The organism is Microcystis aeruginosa NIES-4325, from assembly GCF_008974145.1.
GTDB classification, from domain to species: domain Bacteria; phylum Cyanobacteriota; class Cyanobacteriia; order Cyanobacteriales; family Microcystaceae; genus Microcystis; species Microcystis aeruginosa_G.
Map to the genome: position 1 here is coordinate 33,492 of NZ_BJKP01000026.1, position 17,534 is coordinate 51,025.

At 44.7% G+C, this 17,534-nt stretch carries 11 protein-coding genes, 1 tRNA gene and 1 pseudogene; 5 read left to right on the top strand and 8 right to left on the bottom strand.

Annotated elements, in window-relative coordinates:
* Nucleotides 1–2: 2 nt before the first annotated feature.
* The 5 genes and pseudogenes from MiAbW_RS14065 to MiAbW_RS14090 form a co-directional block, all read left to right on the top strand.
* Nucleotides 3–312 (top strand): annotated as a pseudogene (locus MiAbW_RS14065) (IS1 family transposase); the annotation flags it as partial.
* A 1,025-nt stretch (nt 313–1,337) separates the two neighbouring features.
* Nucleotides 1,338–3,164 carry a peptidoglycan DD-metalloendopeptidase family protein gene (locus tag MiAbW_RS14075; protein ID WP_151696618.1) on the top strand — a complete coding sequence of 609 codons (1,827 nt, stop codon included), beginning with the start codon at nt 1,338–1,340 and terminating at the stop codon, nt 3,162–3,164.
* Nucleotides 3,165–3,255: 91 nt separating this feature from the next.
* Nucleotides 3,256–3,329 (top strand) — tRNA-Met (locus tag MiAbW_RS14080).
* A gap of 618 nt (nt 3,330–3,947) precedes the next feature.
* Complete coding sequence (locus MiAbW_RS14085; protein ID WP_002748299.1) at nt 3,948–4,673, top strand: 2-phosphosulfolactate phosphatase family protein; 726 nt, start codon at nt 3,948–3,950, stop codon at nt 4,671–4,673.
* A gap of 83 nt (nt 4,674–4,756) precedes the next feature.
* Nucleotides 4,757–6,004 carry a bifunctional folylpolyglutamate synthase/dihydrofolate synthase gene (locus MiAbW_RS14090; RefSeq protein ID WP_151696619.1) on the top strand — a complete coding sequence of 416 codons (1,248 nt, stop codon included), beginning with the start codon at nt 4,757–4,759 and terminating at the stop codon, nt 6,002–6,004.
* On the opposite strand, the gene MiAbW_RS14095 is transcribed toward MiAbW_RS14090, so the two are convergent.
* The 8 genes from MiAbW_RS14095 to MiAbW_RS14130 form a co-directional block, all read right to left on the bottom strand.
* Nucleotides 5,978–7,567 (bottom strand): DUF3352 domain-containing protein, encoded by a 1,590-nt coding sequence (locus tag MiAbW_RS14095; RefSeq protein WP_151696620.1) that lies wholly within the window; start codon nt 7,565–7,567, stop codon nt 5,978–5,980. The genes MiAbW_RS14090 and MiAbW_RS14095 overlap by 27 nt on opposite strands.
* A gap of 944 nt (nt 7,568–8,511) precedes the next feature.
* Complete coding sequence (locus tag MiAbW_RS14100; protein WP_151696621.1) at nt 8,512–10,197, bottom strand: alkaline phosphatase PhoX; 1,686 nt, start codon at nt 10,195–10,197, stop codon at nt 8,512–8,514.
* 235 nt (nt 10,198–10,432) lie between these two features.
* Nucleotides 10,433–11,641, bottom strand: coding sequence for a quinone-dependent dihydroorotate dehydrogenase (locus MiAbW_RS14105; RefSeq protein WP_151696622.1), 1,209 nt, complete (start codon nt 11,639–11,641; stop codon nt 10,433–10,435).
* 71 nt (nt 11,642–11,712) lie between these two features.
* Nucleotides 11,713–12,582: a DnaJ C-terminal domain-containing protein gene (locus MiAbW_RS14110; RefSeq protein WP_151696623.1), complete on the bottom strand. Its 870-nt coding sequence runs from the start codon at nt 12,580–12,582 to the stop codon at nt 11,713–11,715.
* A gap of 173 nt (nt 12,583–12,755) precedes the next feature.
* Nucleotides 12,756–14,918: a molecular chaperone DnaK gene (gene dnaK / locus MiAbW_RS14115; RefSeq protein ID WP_151696624.1), complete on the bottom strand. Its 2,163-nt coding sequence runs from the start codon at nt 14,916–14,918 to the stop codon at nt 12,756–12,758.
* Between the two features lie 204 nt (nt 14,919–15,122).
* Nucleotides 15,123–16,031, bottom strand: a complete 909-nt coding sequence (locus tag MiAbW_RS14120; RefSeq protein ID WP_151696625.1) for an RluA family pseudouridine synthase — start codon at nt 16,029–16,031, stop codon at nt 15,123–15,125.
* A gap of 158 nt (nt 16,032–16,189) precedes the next feature.
* On the bottom strand, nt 16,190–16,639 hold the full coding sequence (gene ndk, locus MiAbW_RS14125; protein WP_151696626.1) for a nucleoside-diphosphate kinase: 450 nt from the start codon (nt 16,637–16,639) through the stop codon (nt 16,190–16,192).
* Between the two features lie 644 nt (nt 16,640–17,283).
* The coding region (locus MiAbW_RS14130; RefSeq protein WP_151696627.1) for a hypothetical protein at nt 17,284–17,534 on the bottom strand (251 nt) is incomplete at its 5' end.

The window sequence follows — 17,534 nt, forward strand, 5'->3', positions numbered from 1 at the left end:
TCAAAAAAAACAAAATCTGGTTATGGACATCGGTAGACCACTTTAAAACAGGGATTTTAGGGTGAGTTTTAGGCGGTCTTGCAAGGCGAGTGCCTTCGGCAACATAGTGCTAAAACTTGTGCGGACTTATGGGAAATTGTTAGTCGGTGGAGATGTCATTTTTATGTGACAGATGGATGGAAAGTTTATCCTAATTTTATCCCCGACGGAGATCAGATTATTAGCAAAACCTATATGACTAGAGTAGAGGGAGAAAATACTAAGCTAAGACATTATTTGGCTAGGCTACATAGAAAAACTCTTTGTTATTCTAACCTGCATTATTCATGAACCAAAAAACAAGGAACCCGAAAAACTGGATGTAAATCCAGTTTTTTTTGGGGGTTAAATAAGTAAGTAAAAATCCTTAATGAACTACCCCGTCCGCTTGCGGCGGGGTAGTTCATTGTCACTATCTGGCTCTTCTCGACTTTGTGTGATAATTTTTGCTTATGGAATCGTGAAATGCTGATCGGGCAAGACTTTTAGGGCTATTTTGCGGAAGAAACTTTCAGTATAGACCTCGTTTCCACACAGAAACCAGAAGAGCCAACTTAGGACTGAAACAATAGCTCAACTAGAAGATGTTGTGTTGGTAACATTAGGATACCAATTATGAGGATAGTACGATCACCGATCTTGTCGGGTGCAAAAACCCGCAGGTAACGCACCAATAATATCTTTGAGGCTCATCCCAATAATTTTCTCTAGCTTCGGGAATTTCTATGAGGAACCAGTAGGCGTTGGGCTGTATTTGTTATGACATCAACGCCCCGTATTGTTCTCGGTAAAACCCCACACCTCACACCAGGCTCCGGTGCTCCCCACTTGCCACTCTCTTATACTTTCTCAACAGGATTTAGTATTATCCGGTATTGCCTCCTAAATAACCATCGTTGCCCCTTTCGAGCAGCGAATGATTAATAATTTCTTTGTAAACGGCAAAACCGATAAAAAATTTCTATCAAAAAACTGGCAAAAATTGGCAGGACGAAAAATGCTGATCAGCTTGGAACATCTGAGATAGAGCATCGTCAATCTGGACATTCAAAATGTCAGCAACTTGCCGTGATCCCGATGCTAACAGTCAGAGGGAGACTTGCATAATTTCAAAATCTGAGTTAGTCTCACCTAAAAGTCACCTTTAGGTATTTTGACTAAAAAATAAAGTGGCCTAACTTCTACTCTAGCCTCAAGGCTAATGCTGAAAGCTAAAATCATCGGCTTAATCGACTGGCTCTAGCTAACTCTTTACACCACAGGAGGTCTGTTTGAAAGAGACTTTTATCCACAACCCCATGACATCCGCTACCCCAGCACAGAATTGCACTGCTGAGTCTAACCGAGTCCGTTACTCAGTTGCCCTGCTGGGATTAGCACTCTCTCTGGGAGTACCTAGCATTCTCAACTCCACCTCAGAATCAGCCCAGGCCGCCAATTCTGTACCCTTAGAATGGGAAGTGATCGACCTGTCCCCAAAAGCCAAGGATGCGGGGAAAAAACTAAAAGAACCGCAAATAATCCAATCCCAAGCACTCGCCACCGTCAAATTCATCGCCACATCAGTGGTTGAGCATCAGGTAAAACCGGGAGAATCCCTGTGGAGTTTAGCCGACAGCTATCAAACCACTCCCACAGCGATCGCTAACAGCAATAATCTCTCCCCCCAATCGGACCTGATTATCGGACAAACCTTAAAAATTCCCACTCCTGAGCAGTTGCCCCCGGCAGCCCCGGCAGCAACTCCTGAGCAGTTGGATAGTTCCTCTGCTAGTCTGCGTCAAACCCGTCAACGTCTTCAAGAAAGTTTGGCCGCCTTACGGACTGAGGAAACCACCCATCAGTCCAATTCTGGGGAAACGGTAATCGTTACTGAAACTACCGCTCTCGTTCCCGATAATTCGCCAACTAGCGTCGAGATTCCCGTTATTGCTCCCGAAGAATCCCCCCGACCCACTGGCCAGGTGATCCCGATTCCCGTTCCCACCCCTGAAAGCGATCGCCCGATAGCCACAATTCCCCTTAATCCTCCCTTAACCAGCAGACCGGAAATTCCCAGCGTTGCCCTACGAAATCCGGCTCCTGTGACTGAAATTCCCGCTATTCCCAATCCTCGGGTCATAGTTCCCCCAGAAAACCAAGTTTATCGGGTTCGGCCAGGGGATACCTTAAACACGATCGCTCGCGCTCTCGGCATCACTCCCGCCGAATTAGCCAGGGAAAACGGCATTGACAACCCTAACCGGATTAAAGTTAATCAAACCCTAGTGGTTCCCGATCGCTCTGCCAACGCTAGAGTTAATCAAAATCTCACCCCCTTGGTCGGCGATCGCCCAAGATTGTCCTTTAACCCTGGCAATCGACAAAATTTGCCCGCAGAAACTACCACCACAGGGACGGAAGAATTCCCCGAAAATATCACTGGCAGCTATCGGGAAAGATTGCGCCAAGAGGTGGCTAATCTGCGGGAAACTAACCTTTCGGAAACCCAGAAAAGTATCACTATTCCCGTCGATAATCCCGCAGAAACCGTCGATGATCGGCAAATAACCCCTAATCCTCAATGGGCTGCCATTCGTTCGCGTTCTAACCAAAGCCCCCCCCCCCAGATTATCGGTTCGGCTCCTACTAATGTGGAAGAATATAATGACCGCCTCCGAATTCCCGTCGGCGAAACCGTAGAACCTTCCCTTCCTCCCCTCACTAATCCCGATGAGTATTTACCTAATCCAGCCCCCATTTTTACCGGCTTTATCTGGCCCACTAGGGGCGTGTTAACCTCCGGTTTTGGTTGGCGCTGGGGCCGACCTCATCGCGGCATCGATATCGCCGGTCCAGTGGGAACTCCAGTTGTGGCGGCAGCTGCCGGTGAAGTAATCTCCTCCGGTTGGAATTCTGGCGGTTATGGCAATCTGGTCAAACTTCGTCACCCCGATGGTAGCGTCACTCTCTATGCCCATAACAGCCGTCTGCTCGTGCGTCGCGGCCAAACTGTTCAGCAAGGTGAGCCAATCGCCCAGATGGGTAGCACCGGTTTTAGCACTGGCCCCCACCTCCATTTCGAGATTCACCCTTCCGGCCAGGGCGCAGTTAATCCCATCGCTTTCCTGCCAGGCAGACGTTAAAGATGCCCGCAAAGGGAAGAGAAAATCTTCCCTTTTTTGCTCTTGTGCAATTGGGTGATTGTGTGTTATGATTGATAACTGTGTAAACAACGGCTTAGTAGCTCAGTTGGTCAGAGCAGGGGACTCATAAGCCCAAGGTCGGCAGTTCAAATCTGCCCTGAGCCATTTTCGGAAAACCTAAGTGTAGAATTTTAGAAATACAGAATTTTCCTTGAAGATTGTCAAGAAAATATAAGGATTTCGCTTTTAGGGAAAAAATGTAGCTTATGATACAATTTATCCTTGATCACTTATAAATGTTCACCGAACACAGCAAAAATCTCCCCAACACCAGCCCCCCTTTTTTGATTCCTAGAAATTCTCACCCATAAGTAATGGGAAAGGACTTGACTTCGCTGGCGACTTGCGCTATGCTCTTTTTATAATGGCAATCTGTGCAAAATTTTTAAAAACGTACAGATTCCCATTATGAATAAAATCCTTTAAAAATATTATCGCAAAATCTCCCGACAAAAGCAAGCAAAATTTTGCCTAATTTGGTCTGACTCACCACATCTGAACTGGCGATCGCATCCTGTCAGGGCGAAGCATTCGGTTAGAGAATCTACGGTTTCAGCGATAGGTTATTGTCCGAATGCTTCGCCCCTACTTTTTCAGCCAACCCTAGGTAACTAGCTGACATCCATCGTGATAAAATCGGCCTTGTGTTTCTTCTGCCAGCGCAACACCGAGCGGCGGTATATTGAGCTTATTTCCCCTTTTACTTTTTACTTGGTATAAATCGTGCAGGTTTTCATTTATCATACTCCCGAACTTACCCCCGTCCATACTCTACCCGATTGCGCCGTCGTTATCGATGTTTTAAGAGCAACAACCACGATCGCCACTGCCCTCAATGCCGGTGCAGAAGCAGTGCAAACCTTCAGCGATCTGAAAACCCTGATGCAGGTGAGCGATACCTGGCAACCAGAAAAACGTCTCCGGGCAGGAGAAAGAGGCGGCGCGAAAGTGGAAGGCTGCGATCTGGGCAATTCTCCCCTCGATTGTACCCCTGATTTAATGAAAGGTCGTCGTCTGTTCATCAGCACCACTAACGGCACCCGCGCTCTGCAAAGAGTGGAAGAATCCCCAATCGTGATCACTGCGGCTATGATCAATCGGCAAGCTGCGGTTAATTACTTATTGGATAGGCAGCCCGACACCGTCTGGATTGTTGGCTCTGGTTGGGAAGGGGGTTATTCTCTGGAAGATACAGCCTGTGCTGGAGCGATCGCCAATGCGCTACAAGAACAATCGGGGCAAATGGCGATCGGTAATGATGAGGTGATCGCCTCGATCGCTCTTTATCGTCAATGGCAAAATGATCTTTTAGGAATGTTCCACAGTTGTAGTCACGGTCAGCGCCTCTTGCGTCTCCACTGTCAAGAAGATTTAAAATACTGCGCTAATATTGACTCTCTTGATGTTTTACCGATCCAAAAAGAACCGAGCATTTTAGTCAAACTTTAGACATTGCCCCCCAGAGAAAGGGTCATCCGTGCCGGTAGGAGCATCAATCCTACCCGGATTCTTTTATTTATAGTTTGCCAACCATGACTATCGATTCTTTACTGCAATCTTTTCAGCGTTTTGGTGTCAATCTCAGTTTAGAAAGAATAAAAAATCTGCTGGAGATTTTAGGCAATCCCCAAGATAAAATTCCGATTATTCATGTCACGGGAACTAATGGCAAAGGTTCAGTTTGTGCCTATCTATCCTCCATTCTCAGCACTGCCGGTTACAAAGTCGGACGTTATATTTCTCCCCATTTAATTGATTGGACAGAAAGAATCTCTATTAATGGCGAAAATATTGAAACCGCCACTTTAGAAAACCTGCTTAAAGATATAGAATCGCTTATCGATCCCCAGCAGGAAAGTCCTACTCAATTTGAGGTAATTACTGCCGCTGCTTGGCTGTATTTTGCCATGGAAAAGGTGGATATTGCCGTGATAGAAGTGGGTTTAGGAGGAAGATTAGATGCGACTAATGTTTGCGCTCAACCTTTGGTTACTGTCATCACTTCTATCAGTCGGGAACATTGGCAAAATTTAGGCCCGACGGTTGCCGATATTGCCGGGGAGAAAGCGGGTATATTAAAAGCGAATTGTCCCGCAGTTATCGGACAATTACCGGAATCAGCGCGGGGGGTAGTTAGGGAGAGAATCAAGCTGTTAAATTGTCCGACGGTATGGGTAGAAGCTGCCGAAAAAATTGCCGATAATCGGGCTAAATATCAAGGGTTAGAATACCCTTTATCCTTAGCAGGAGATTTTCAATTAACTAATTCCGCTATAGCGATCGCTGTTGTTAATATTTTACGCCAGCAAGGTTGGCAAATTAGCGATGAAGTCGTGCAAGAAGGAATGGCAAAAACTCGCTGGTTAGGACGTTTACAAACCGTTAATTGGTGTCAGCGAGAAATTTTAATAGATGGCGCTCATAATCCCGCTGCTGCCATGGGTTTAAGGCAGTATGTAGATGGCTTAAAAGCTCCAAAAATTATCTGGGTGATGGGAATTTTATCGACTAAAGATCATCGGGAAATATTCCAAGCTTTATTAAAAAAAAGCGATAGTTTATATTTAGTTCCTGTCCCCGATCATAGCAGTGCCAATCCTGAAAACTTAGCGGAATTAGCGGCATCAATTTGTCCAGAATTATCTCACCTAGAGACTTGTTCCGATTTATTTTTAGGACTAAAAAAAGCCCTCCAAGAATCGGCCGATAGTCAGATAATTCTCTGTGGATCGCTTTATCTAGTTGGTTACTTTTTAGGGAGTTTGTTTCAGGGAAAATAAAACATCAATTTTACTGGTGGTTTTATCAGGCATAGTGGCAGTAATTCCGATCCCGCGTACCGATTCTAAAAAGGCTTTTGTTTCTGGGGTTAATTCCGTGGCAGGAAGATTATTAATTCCCCCTGCTTTAGCGATAATTTGTTCCACATCGATGAAGAAATAACCGAGATTATTTTTAGGCAAATTTGCGATCGATGCTTGGAAATTCTCACTTTTGCTAATCGGTTGATTCGGTTGGGGTTGATAGGGAATTCCGACGGTCATTTTTAAGGTATCATTATTAGGCCAAGCATAGGTTAAAATCGCTTGTTCTTCCGCTTTCCATTGGGTCACATCTTGACCAGAAATTTGACTGTTTTCTATGGTGATAAGAGGAACAGTTTTCACCAATTGACTTAACTTATCGAGGGTAGTTTTTGCCGCTTTCTGATCGCCAGTTTGCCAGATCATCATTCCCCCAAAACCTAACCCTCCCACCGCTTGCTGGTTGGGGATAATTCCGAAGGCAAATTCTCGATCCATCCAGTTAAAAACTTCCTTATCCGGGTCAAGGGTTGCCATCTGAAAATTCTCACGGATCTGACGCAGAAAAACTTGTAATTCTGGGTTAGTTTGGGACTGTTTTTCTGCTTCTTCCCATCCCTGTTTAAGATTATTCCCACTCCAGAGTGCGATGGTATCTCCGGGTAAATAATTTAAAACTTGATTTTTGCTAGGGGAAGGTAGATTAGAAATAGTTTCAGGGGCAAGTTTAGCCACCATTTGTAATTGTAATCCCGTATCGGTGACACCCACTCCCGCGACAATATCTTGAATTTTTGCTAATTCTTGCCGACTTTGGGGAGATAAATTAGCATCTGCTCCCAAGATTTTGGCATAATCATCAATATAAATTGTCGCTAGGGTATTGGGTAGGTTGAGGGATTGGGAAAGCAGTTTTCTCACTTCCGGTTTACTGCTAAAAGAGGGCTGTCCTTGGTAGGTATCGATCGCCGCTTCTAACACCTTTTTATCGTAGGATAGCAACAAAAAATCGCCAGTAACGGCAGTATAAATGGTGGTGTTATCCTGCCAATCTATAGCAGTAATTGTAATACCTTTGTAGTCACTGGTGCTAGTTTTGCGATTAACTTTTTGTCCTAGTTGTTTCTGGAATTCTGACGCTTTAATTTTATCTTTGATCCCGATAACCGTTAATAATTCTGATTGTCCGGGGTCAGTTGCGGGAAGGAAAGCAAAGCTAATACTACCGATCCAAGGTTCGATATCCCGTTGATAATCAATCTTATCGGTGAAGATATTTTTTTGTAATTCTTCTAGTCCTTGACTAACCGCAGTTCGTGATTCTGGTGTACCATATTTAGCTAACACTGACCAAGCTTTTGCATCCGTGGAGACAAAACTACTAGCAAAGGCAGTTTCTGGGATAACTTTTGCCGATTCTAAGGGGGTGAATCTTTGCCAAGGTAGTTGTCCTCGTAGATAAAGATAGACACCTCCTGCGGTTACTGCTGTTAGTCCTAGGACGACTAAACAACCGGGTAAAAATGATTTTTTTGACATAGAATTGTGGTTTGGTTAAAAAAGTTCAATACTTGGCGATCGATTTGTCTCTGGTTGTAGTTTCTCGAGAATTGGTTAATCTTTAGTAAGCTTTAACTATTATTATAGCTTCTGGAGGTGCTAGGCTGTTGACTATCTAAATTACTCGTTAAGACTTTACGGAAGATGGTAAAATGGAGCAGGGAGAGGGAGTTTTGGCATTTGTAATAACAGATCGAATGCTCAGTTTAAATGCAGTACAGCTTAGAATGCTCAAATATTGTTGATATGAACACCATCAAGGGCTAATTTTATCATTAAACTGGACATGATTCTGGAAAATTTTCTGATTACTAAGTATGCAGAAATACAGACAAGAAAAATCCCTGTTATTAGAAAATAGTTGAGATTAAAAAATATTGTTGCTGAATTGGTGCATTTATTTCAAATATATTTATGTAAAAATATTAAAACTCCTGCTGTTAACTCTGATGCTTAAAAAGCTATCAGAATGATAATAATTTCGTTGAAAAGTACAGCTTTTTGAAAAAATAAGGTTATTATGAACCTATATTATACTAAATCTGGTTATTAAAAACTGATTATCTATTGCTCCTTTTGCCTATTGCCTATTGCCTCTCCTGATATGTAGCCTATACTCAACGGATTTAGTATTAGACCTTTTTAGGTTCTTCGGTTTGTGTTATGCAATGTACGCGGGTTATAAGGGATGGAACCCTTATAGAGAAAGACGTTTGGCGATTTTTGTCAATTGTTTTTGATCTAGAGCGAACTAATCAATTAAATCTCTTGCCAGATAAGGATTTAGTTTATTTATGCCACCCTATCGAACCATAACAAGTAACGAAGAGCCCCTTTTTAACCCAATATCCAAGAGAGCCAAAAATGACAAAAAATAGGGGCTGGATTATTTTCAGTCCCCTAAACTACAAGAAATTATCGTTTTAGCGTTGTTTCCGTTTTAATGCCAAGGCAGATAAACCAAAGAAACCTAAACCAAAAAGGAGAGTCGGTTCCGGGGTTTGGACAGCTAATAAACCTAATTGACCACCTTCGACAAGATTATTAGGACCGCCGATGCTGCCATTTCGCACACTGTGGGCCTGCACGTCGAGAATCAGAATTTTTTCTCCCGGTCGAGCGCCCGGAAAGAATTCAGTAATATCCAAAATCCCCGAAGTTTCCCAGTTACCTAAATCATTGGGGCTGCTGTCGGTTTGACCACCTGGTAAACTAGGACTACGATCGATCTGACCTACTCGTGTCGCTCGTCCAGTGGTGGCATCAAGTCGCCAAATCGAGGCTTCTTCTCCAGAGGTTTGACCGAAACCAGAGAAAGAACGGTCTTCTTGGATATAGATAGTACCGTCATCGGACCAATCGAGGTTATCAGGACTTCTCACCCCAAAATCGGGACCGCTAAATTGACCGCCACCCGCATCATTACCATCGTAGAGAATGCGAGCGCTGACGCTAGAAGCAGCGGTGTCGAGATTGCCGTTTTGATCGAAAACCAGATTATTATCGAAGATATAAACGGTTCCCCAGCTATCGGCCCCATTGAATAAAGAACTGCGTCCGGTGGAAGCAAGAACAATTTGGGAACCATCACTGGGATTAGTCGAAACATCTTCCGGACGGGAGAAGGAAAAAGCTCCTAAAGCGTCCGCTTGGGCGCGAAGATTGCTATCGGTGGCAAAACCATTGAGAAAACCAACCCCATTTCCCTCGTTCACCACTTCTACCCAACGTCCGGCACTGGTGTTACCAGTACCGCCAAAGTCCCGGGGATCGATACCTTTATCGCCTACCCAAACATACAGTTTGCCCTGTTTGAGACCATTGCGATCGAGAAAACTACCATCTCCGACCCCGTTTTTCTCCCCAATGTAGAGATAGAGAGGCGCGGACTCGGTATCATCACCCCCGATCATCGCAATGCGATCACTTCTACCAGTATCAATTTCTGTCCAATTTTCCCAACCACCGCGACCCATTTCTGGGGCAGCCCAGATATCGAAATTGGTAGGATCGAGAACCCATTGAGTCCCATTGCTGGTTTCTTCTCCAGCAAAGTAGATATTATCTTCAAAACCGATCCCCTGACCGAAGGAATAACGACCGAAAGCGGCACCAGCACAAAAACGATCTAAACCTCCAATAGTGGGAGCGAGTTCAAATTGACTGGTACTGGTGATTAGATTGTAAGAGCGATCGTAGATTTTATCGAAGGCTAATCCAGAACCGATAATTTGACGACTACTGGTGTCGATGTCAAAGTAACTGATTCTTGCTCCTCTCACGGAAAGCTGGTTAGCAGTACCCGGATTCAGGGCATAAGAGGCTCCTTGGTTATTTCTAACTTCGTGGTTGACCAAGGCACGAATCGTCCCATTTCCTAGATCGATAACGCCAATTCCATCCAGAATACCGATGGGAGTGTAATTGTTGATGGTTTCACCCACTGTAAATAGGGGCGTATATTTATAACCATTTAATCCTGTCACCTGCGGTCCGCCTGTATTAGTATGGGCTTGCGCTAAAACCGTCGGTACGTTTATTAGGGAAATTCCCACTGTTAGCAGAGTTGCCGCTAGAACATTTTTGGGGTTAGAATGTGAAGCAATCATTAATTTTTTAGTCCTCTAATCTCAAGGAAACAAAACGTTCTCTCTTGAGATTAGAAGGCTTTTATTAAGGGATTGATAAGCCCAGAATAAAAACTCTTTAAGAACTGATGCTTTGTCATAATTATTAATATTTATGCAAACAATTGTAAAAAAGCTGGATGCTCACGACCTAGATTCTTTCTGTTAACAATTGTTATTTAATCATCGAGCCTAGTAAACAATGTCTTTCTTTTGCTTATTCTGACTCCTTAATACTGTCCCGTGACTCTTTCCCTAAGGGAATATTTTTGATTTTTGGCAGAAGTTCATTATTAATTCCCACTGCTTGATTAATATTAGTCAACCCATTAGCCTCTAATTTTTCTGTTAATCCTTGTAAAATATTTGATACTAGCCAGGGTCCTCGGTATAACCAACCGGTATAAATCTGTAATAAACTCGCACCGGCGGTAATTTTTTCCCAAGCATCATCGAGAGAAAAAATGCCTCCCACTCCAATTATCGGTAAATTGCCTTGGGTTTGCTGATAGATAAAACGGATCACTGCCGTGGAACGTTCCCGCAAAGGTTGCCCACTAATTCCCCCCGCTTCTTCAGTGATTGGTTTACCAGTTTCAGGCAGAATTGTAGTTTTTAATCCCGTGCGTTTAGTGGTGGTATTAGTAGCGACAATTCCGGCTAACTCATAGGAGAAAGCTAACTCAATAATCGTTATGATATCTTGCCATTCCAAATCGGGAGAAATTTTCACTAATAGGGGTTTTCTGCCTTGATTTTCTGTTTGTAAAATGTCGAGGATTTTATCGAGTTGTTCACCACTTTGCAGGGAACGCAAACCGGGAGTATTGGGAGAACTAACATTAACGACAAAATAATCAGCATGGGGGAATAAATAGCGAAAACTGCCTAAATAGTCCTCTGGGGCCTTTTCTAGGGGCGTATTTTTCGATTTACAGAGGTTAATGCCGATGGGAATCTGTCGGGGTTGTCTTTGCCAAGATTGCTGGAGAGTTGCCGCTAGAACTGGCGCACCGAGGTTATTTGCCCCCATACGGTTTAATCCGGCCAAATCTTTCGGTAAACGAAATAATCTCGGTTTTGGGTTGCCCGGTTGCCCTTCTAGGGTGACAGCACCCACCTCGGCAAAACCAAAGCCGAAACTATGCCAAAGTCCTGCCCCTACACCGTCTTTATCGAATCCTGCCGCTAATCCGACGGGATTGGGGAAATTTAACCCCCAGAGGCTTTGAGATAGGCGAGAATCGCTAAAACTGAGGGATTCTGATAATTGTGAGATTAACCATTGTCCCCAAAATTCCCCCCGCGAGCGATCAATTTTTTGCAGAGTATTTAATAATTGTTTTTGTGTTTCCTCTAAATTGCCCCGAATAGCCTTGAAAGCTAGAGGATAAAAAGGTTTAATTGTATCAATTATATTTGTCATAATTAAGCGGGATTAAGGTGTAGGGTGGGTTCGGCGAGGACAAATTTGCCCTAACCCACCTAGCATCATCTTTATAAACCTTGTCGAGGATTAAAGGTTTCGATCGCTCGTATTTTTTGATAAAGTTCTAATTCTTCGGGGCTAGGATAGGGAGGATTAACTAATTGAATTTCCACTAATTGATCGCCCCTTTCTCCTTTGGAAGTGGGATAGCCTTTGTTAGCCAAACGTAATCTTTGACCACTTTTAACTCCATTAGGAATCATCATTTTAACTAAACCGTCAATAGTAGGAATTTCCACAAACCCCCCCACAATTGCCTCGCTAGGAGTAATCGGTACTTGACAGACAATATCAGAACCTTGAATCCTAAAAAAAGGATGCTTAGAGACAGTTATTTTTAAATATAAATCACCCCCGTCAATACCCTGATCTTTGAGACGAATTTTCTGCCCATCGATCATGGCTGCTGGCATATCAACCTCGATCGATCGGCCATCTTCCAGACGAATTCTTTGTCTACCACCTTGATAAGCTTTCTCCAACGGTAAAGTCAATTTCGCCTCCACATCTCGACGATTTAAACGGGTAGAGGAGGTAATTTTAGCGCGTTTAGCATCAGCGTCATCTTTAAACTTCCATAAATCCTCTTCTGTACGGGGTGCTTTCCCATTACCACCACTATTCCCTTTTTCCCCCGCACGCTTCTCACGGTGGTTATTCCCCTTAAAGGTACTATTATACTGAATTCGCCTTTGATCATCGGAGAGAACATGATAAGCTTCATTAATATCTTTGAATTTTTCCTCTGCGGATTTATTACCCGGATTGAGATCGGGGTGATATTGGCGCGCCAGTCGTCGAAAAGCCTTTTTTATCTCGTCACCAGTAGCCGTGCGAGATACACCTAAAACATTATAATAATTAACTAATTCTGGCATATATTCAGTTATCAGATTTGAGTTTTCAGATTTGATTTTTCAGTTTTCAGTTTTCAGATTTGGGTTCTAAGTGAGCAGTATGTATTAAGCGAGCAGTATTAAATAGTAGTTTCCCACTGTCTTTTCACTGATTACTGTTTACTGTTTACTGGTCACTGTTTACCGCTCACTAATTAGAACCAATCGTCATCGTCATCATCCCAGTTATTTTGGGGGGGAATATTGCGGGAACGATTGCCGCCGCTGCGGCTACTTTTATTATTGTTATAACTTTTTTCCTCCGAACGAGGGGGACTTGACCAATCGCTATCGCGGCCATTGTCGTAATTGTCCTGACCCTGGGGGCGATAACTCTCTTGATTAGCCGAATAATTGGGTCGATAATCACTCTGATAACCCGGTGTACCCGGACGATAATCCTGGCGATAACGATCGCGGCGCGGTTCATAGGGAAGATCATCTTCCTTATCTCCGGTAAAAGTCTTGCGAATAGCACTAAAAAAGCCCTCGTCTTCCTCGTCGTATTGTAGGCGTACCTCGCGATTTAATTCATAGATAACATCCTGTAGGTCTGCCTGGGCGCGATCGATGCGACGATCATCATTTTTCTCCAAAGCGTCGATAATTTCCGTACTCAAAGACTCAATTTGACGACGATAGGAACGGGTAAACTCATTACCAAAATCGAGAGTAACATCTTTTAAGCGTCGTTGGGCTTGATCCACCAGAGAGCGGGCGCGATTGCGTTTATCGACCTTTTCGCGACGGGTACGATCTGCTTCCGCAAATCGGGCAGCATCGCCGATCATGCGGTTAATTTCCCCTTCGCTGAGGGTAGAAGCACCTTGAATGGTGACACTTTGCTCCCGTCCGGTCATTTTATCCCTAGCAGTGACTTGTAGAATACCGTTAGCATCGATATCGAGGGACACCTGCACTTGGGGAATACCCCGGGGTGCGGGGGGGATACCAGTTAATTTAAAACGTCCCAGGGATTTATTATCGCTGGCCATTTCCCTTTCTCCCTGCAAAACGTGGATTTCCACCACAGTTTGATTATTTTCGGAAGTGGAAAAAAGGTCAGATCTGCGGACGGGAATAGTGGTATTGCGGGGGATTAACTTTTTCATCACACCGCCGATGGTTTCTAAACCCAAGGATAAAGGGGTCACATCGAGGAGCAGCACGTCTTTGACCTCGCCGCCTAAAATTCCCGCTTGAATAGCCGCCCCGACCGCTACAACCTCATCAGGGTTAACATTTTGATTGGGTTCCCTATCGATAAAACTCCGCACTAAATCCTTAACCACCGGCATCCGCGTGCCGCCGCCCACCAGTACCACTTCGTCTAGTTGGACGGGGGACAAACCGGCATCGGAAAGGGCGCGTTTGAGAGGACGACGGAGACGACTGATTAAATCGCCGCATAATTCCTCAAATTGGGCGCGACTCAGACGAGTTTCGATGTGTTTGGGTCCGTCTTCCGTGGCGATGATAAAGGGTAGATTAATATCGGTGACGCTGACCCCAGACAGTTCAATTTTGGCTTTTTCTGCCGCTTCTGTCAGTCTTTGTAGGGCTTGCCGGTCTTGGCGCAGCTCCACGCCTTCCTGTTCCAAAAATTGATTGGCTAACCAATCGACGATTCTTTTATCGAAATCATTACCGCCTAATTGGGTGTCGCCACTGGTGGCTTTCACCTCAAAAACGCCGTCACCCACTTCCAGGATAGAAACATCAAAAGTACCGCCTCCTAGGTCAAAAACGAGGATTTTCTTGCTTTCCTGTTCATCGAGACCGTAGGCTAGGGCGGCGGCGGTGGGTTCATTGAGAATCCGCAGCACTTCTAACCCCGCGATTCGGCCCGCATCCCTGGTGGCTTGACGTTGGGAGTCATTAAAATAGGCAGGGACGGTGATTACGGCCCCGGTGACTTCTTCCCCTAGATAACGGCCGGCTTCTTCGGCTAATCGGCGTAAAACTAGGGCGGAAATTTCTTCGGGGGCGAATTCTTTTTGCAGACGGGGGCATTTAATTTTGATATTGCCCATCTCATCCCGGCGGATGGTGTAGGGGACGCGCTTCGATTCGGGGTTTAATTCCGAGTAGCGACGACCTATGTAGCGTTTGATTGCATAGTAGGTGTTTTGGGGATTGAGTACCCCTTGTCGCCGGGCCATTTGACCGACCACTAACTCCCCATCTTTATTAAAACCGACCACAGAAGGGGTGGTTCTCATGCCCTCTGAGTTGGCGATGACCACTGGCTTTCCGCCTTCCATCACAGCGACGACGGAGTTAGTTGTCCCTAGATCAATGCCTACTACTCTACCCATGCTTGTTTTTGTCTCCCCCTAGATTTCGATAACTTCGGGACTTTTACGTTCGATCGATAGTTTAAATCGCTTAATGCTTGTTGACAATATTGTATCGAATTGTGTTAGTTTCTCGCTATCGTTTAGCGGGGATTGAGGGTGTGATTACCGAAGTGGTCTTTTAGTGATCGCTGACACTCAGGTTTGGGGGGGATGAAAATATGGCTAGATTTTCAGATTTTCCCTATTCACTAATTCGGGTGGCGGCTGACAGGAAATAGAGATTGTTCTGCCCGTACTGGGATGATTAAAAACGATTTCCTTGGCATGGAGATAATAACCACAATCTCCCGGCACTGCATCTGGTCGTGGTAATCCTCCCACGCCATACAAGGGATCGCCGATTAAAGGATAGCCAAAAAAGGCCAGATGAATGCGAATTTGATGGGGTCTGCCCGTAAAAATTTGTACTTTTAATAGGGTACTATCGGGATGTTTTTTTAGGACTCGACCATCACTGCGGGCCGATAACCCATCTGTCACCGCACCGTAAACGTAGCCTAAAATGGGATGAGCGATTTTCCCGATCGCTTGATTAATAGTAAAGTTATCTGGTATGTCGCCCCGACCCACTAAAGCTCGATAGATTTTGGTAATTTTCCCCTCTCGCATCTGTTGACTTAATTTAGCTCTAGCGGGCTTTGATTTCGCCATTAAGACTATGCCCGAAGTGCCGCGACCAAGACGATGAATTGGATAGGGAGTGACCTCGGCATAATGCTGATGTACCAGATGGATAAGAGTATGTTCGAGAAATCCACCCCCCGCTAATACGGGTAATCCTGAAGGTTTCGCCACTACTAACACCTCCGCATCTTCGTAGAGTACCTCAAAAAAGAGCGGTACATCCGGTTCTGTCCACGGCTGGCGCTGATAGGTCAATTGCTGCCCGATTTCTAAGACTGTTTCAGGAGAAGCAGCATAACCATTGACTAGAATTGCTCCTGATAAAATGCGATCGAGCCATTCTTCGGGGCTAGAATGGGGATATTTACCCGTATAGTAGGCTAATAAGCTTAATCCTGCCTGATTTTTGCTAATTTTATCTCGATAAATCCAGCCTTGATTGGGCATTGGGGAAGTGGGGTGTGGGATGTGGGAAGTGGGGAATGGGGAAGTGGGGGAATTTCAACTAAAACCCTAACACCCCCCGCAACGCGCACGCAGTGACCACCCCAACACCCTATCTCCTATCTCTGGTCTCCTGTCTGCTGACGGCTTCAAGTAGGGGTTTATTCCACCACCCAGGTAGTGATGGCGGGAGTCCAATTAGCCAATTCTGCATCGCTAAACCAGAGACTAACTTCATCTTTGGCGGTATCTGGACCATCGGAACCATGGATAAGATTGCGTCCGACACTAATGCCAAAATCACCGCGAATCGTACCTGGTTCAGCATTCAGGGGATTAGTTGCCCCAATAATTTTTCTAGCGGAGGCAATGACTCCTTCTCCTTCCCACACCATCGCTACCACGGGAGAAGAAGTAATAAAATCGACTAAAGAACCGAAAAAAGGTCTTTCTTTGTGAACAGCGTAGTGTTTTTCTGCTAATTCGCGAGAAACCTGCATCATTTTCAGACCAACAAGGGTAAAACCTTTAGTTTCAAAGCGTTGAATAATTCCCCCCACCAGATTGCGCTGCACACCGTCGGGTTTAATCATTAAGAAAGTGCGTTCCATACTGCCTCTTAAAATTTAGTAACAAATTGTCACAAAACCCAGATTAACCCAGAATGGCATCCTAGAGAATGGCAGAGTTTTCGCTTAAATTGCTGAGTTAGCTTGCCGTCCGAATCAGATAGGAAGTTTTCGTTTTCAGTCCGGACACCCTGCCCCTAGAAAAAACTTTGTCAGCAAACCCTAAATATAGTGGTAATTTAGAGAATTACGGAGAAACAAAGAATAATTTCCCCAGATAAAGATCCGTGGCATCTCATTTTTGCCGAAATATCTATACGGCTCTCCCTTCTCCCCACCTTCCGCTTCCCACGATTAGAAAAAATCTGCACGAAGTTGATTAATAGATTGGACAAAGCTACTAAGCCAAAAGCATCGATAGTTAATAAATGAGCGAGAATTTAAATATTATCAATTAACCTGCTTGACTGTCGCCGTCCTGAGTGCCTGACACATCTTGTGTAAGGGGTAGCAGGTCAAGGACGACAGAGCAAAGAGTGAACACGGGAAAACCATATTCGGTCATAGTAATCGGAGAGATAACCACACGAAGGGGGATTTACCACAAAGGCACAAAGGTCACTAAGGGGGATTTACCACAGAGGCACAAAGGTCACTAAGGGGGATTTACCACAGAGGCACAGAGGTCACAAAGAAAAGGATAGTTGTTCGGGAGAGGGTTTATATTCGTTGGCTAGGCGGGTGATTTCTGGCCAAGAGGTGACGAGGCTATTGTAGGCTATGCCTTCTTGGGTCCAACCTTTTCTGTCGCAGAGGCTATAAAGTCTATAGGCGAGTTCTTTGGCTAGGTGGGCTTTGTTTCCTAGTTTGGCTAGGAGTTCCGCCGCTCCGGTTTCGCCCTTTTTATCGAGGGTATGGATGAGGTATTGGGTGATTT

Excerpts from the sequence above, each read along its gene's own strand:
- MiAbW_RS14110 (WP_151696623.1), bottom strand. The coding sequence starts at position 12,582 with ATGCCAGAATTAGTTAATTATTATAATGTTTTAGGTGTATCTCGCACG.
- MiAbW_RS14120 (WP_151696625.1), bottom strand. The coding sequence starts at position 16,031 with ATGCCCAATCAAGGCTGGATTTATCGAGATAAAATTAGCAAAAATCAG.
- MiAbW_RS14100 (WP_151696621.1), bottom strand. The coding sequence starts at position 10,197 with ATGATTGCTTCACATTCTAACCCCAAAAATGTTCTAGCGGCAACTCTG.
- MiAbW_RS14090 (WP_151696619.1), top strand. The coding sequence starts at position 4,757 with ATGACTATCGATTCTTTACTGCAATCTTTTCAGCGTTTTGGTGTCAAT.
- MiAbW_RS14075 (WP_151696618.1), top strand. The coding sequence starts at position 1,338 with ATGACATCCGCTACCCCAGCACAGAATTGCACTGCTGAGTCTAACCGA.
- dnaK (WP_151696624.1), bottom strand. The coding sequence starts at position 14,918 with ATGGGTAGAGTAGTAGGCATTGATCTAGGGACAACTAACTCCGTCGTC.
- ndk (WP_151696626.1), bottom strand. The coding sequence starts at position 16,639 with ATGGAACGCACTTTCTTAATGATTAAACCCGACGGTGTGCAGCGCAAT.
- MiAbW_RS14105 (WP_151696622.1), bottom strand. The coding sequence starts at position 11,641 with ATGACAAATATAATTGATACAATTAAACCTTTTTATCCTCTAGCTTTC.
- MiAbW_RS14095 (WP_151696620.1), bottom strand. The coding sequence starts at position 7,567 with ATGTCAAAAAAATCATTTTTACCCGGTTGTTTAGTCGTCCTAGGACTA.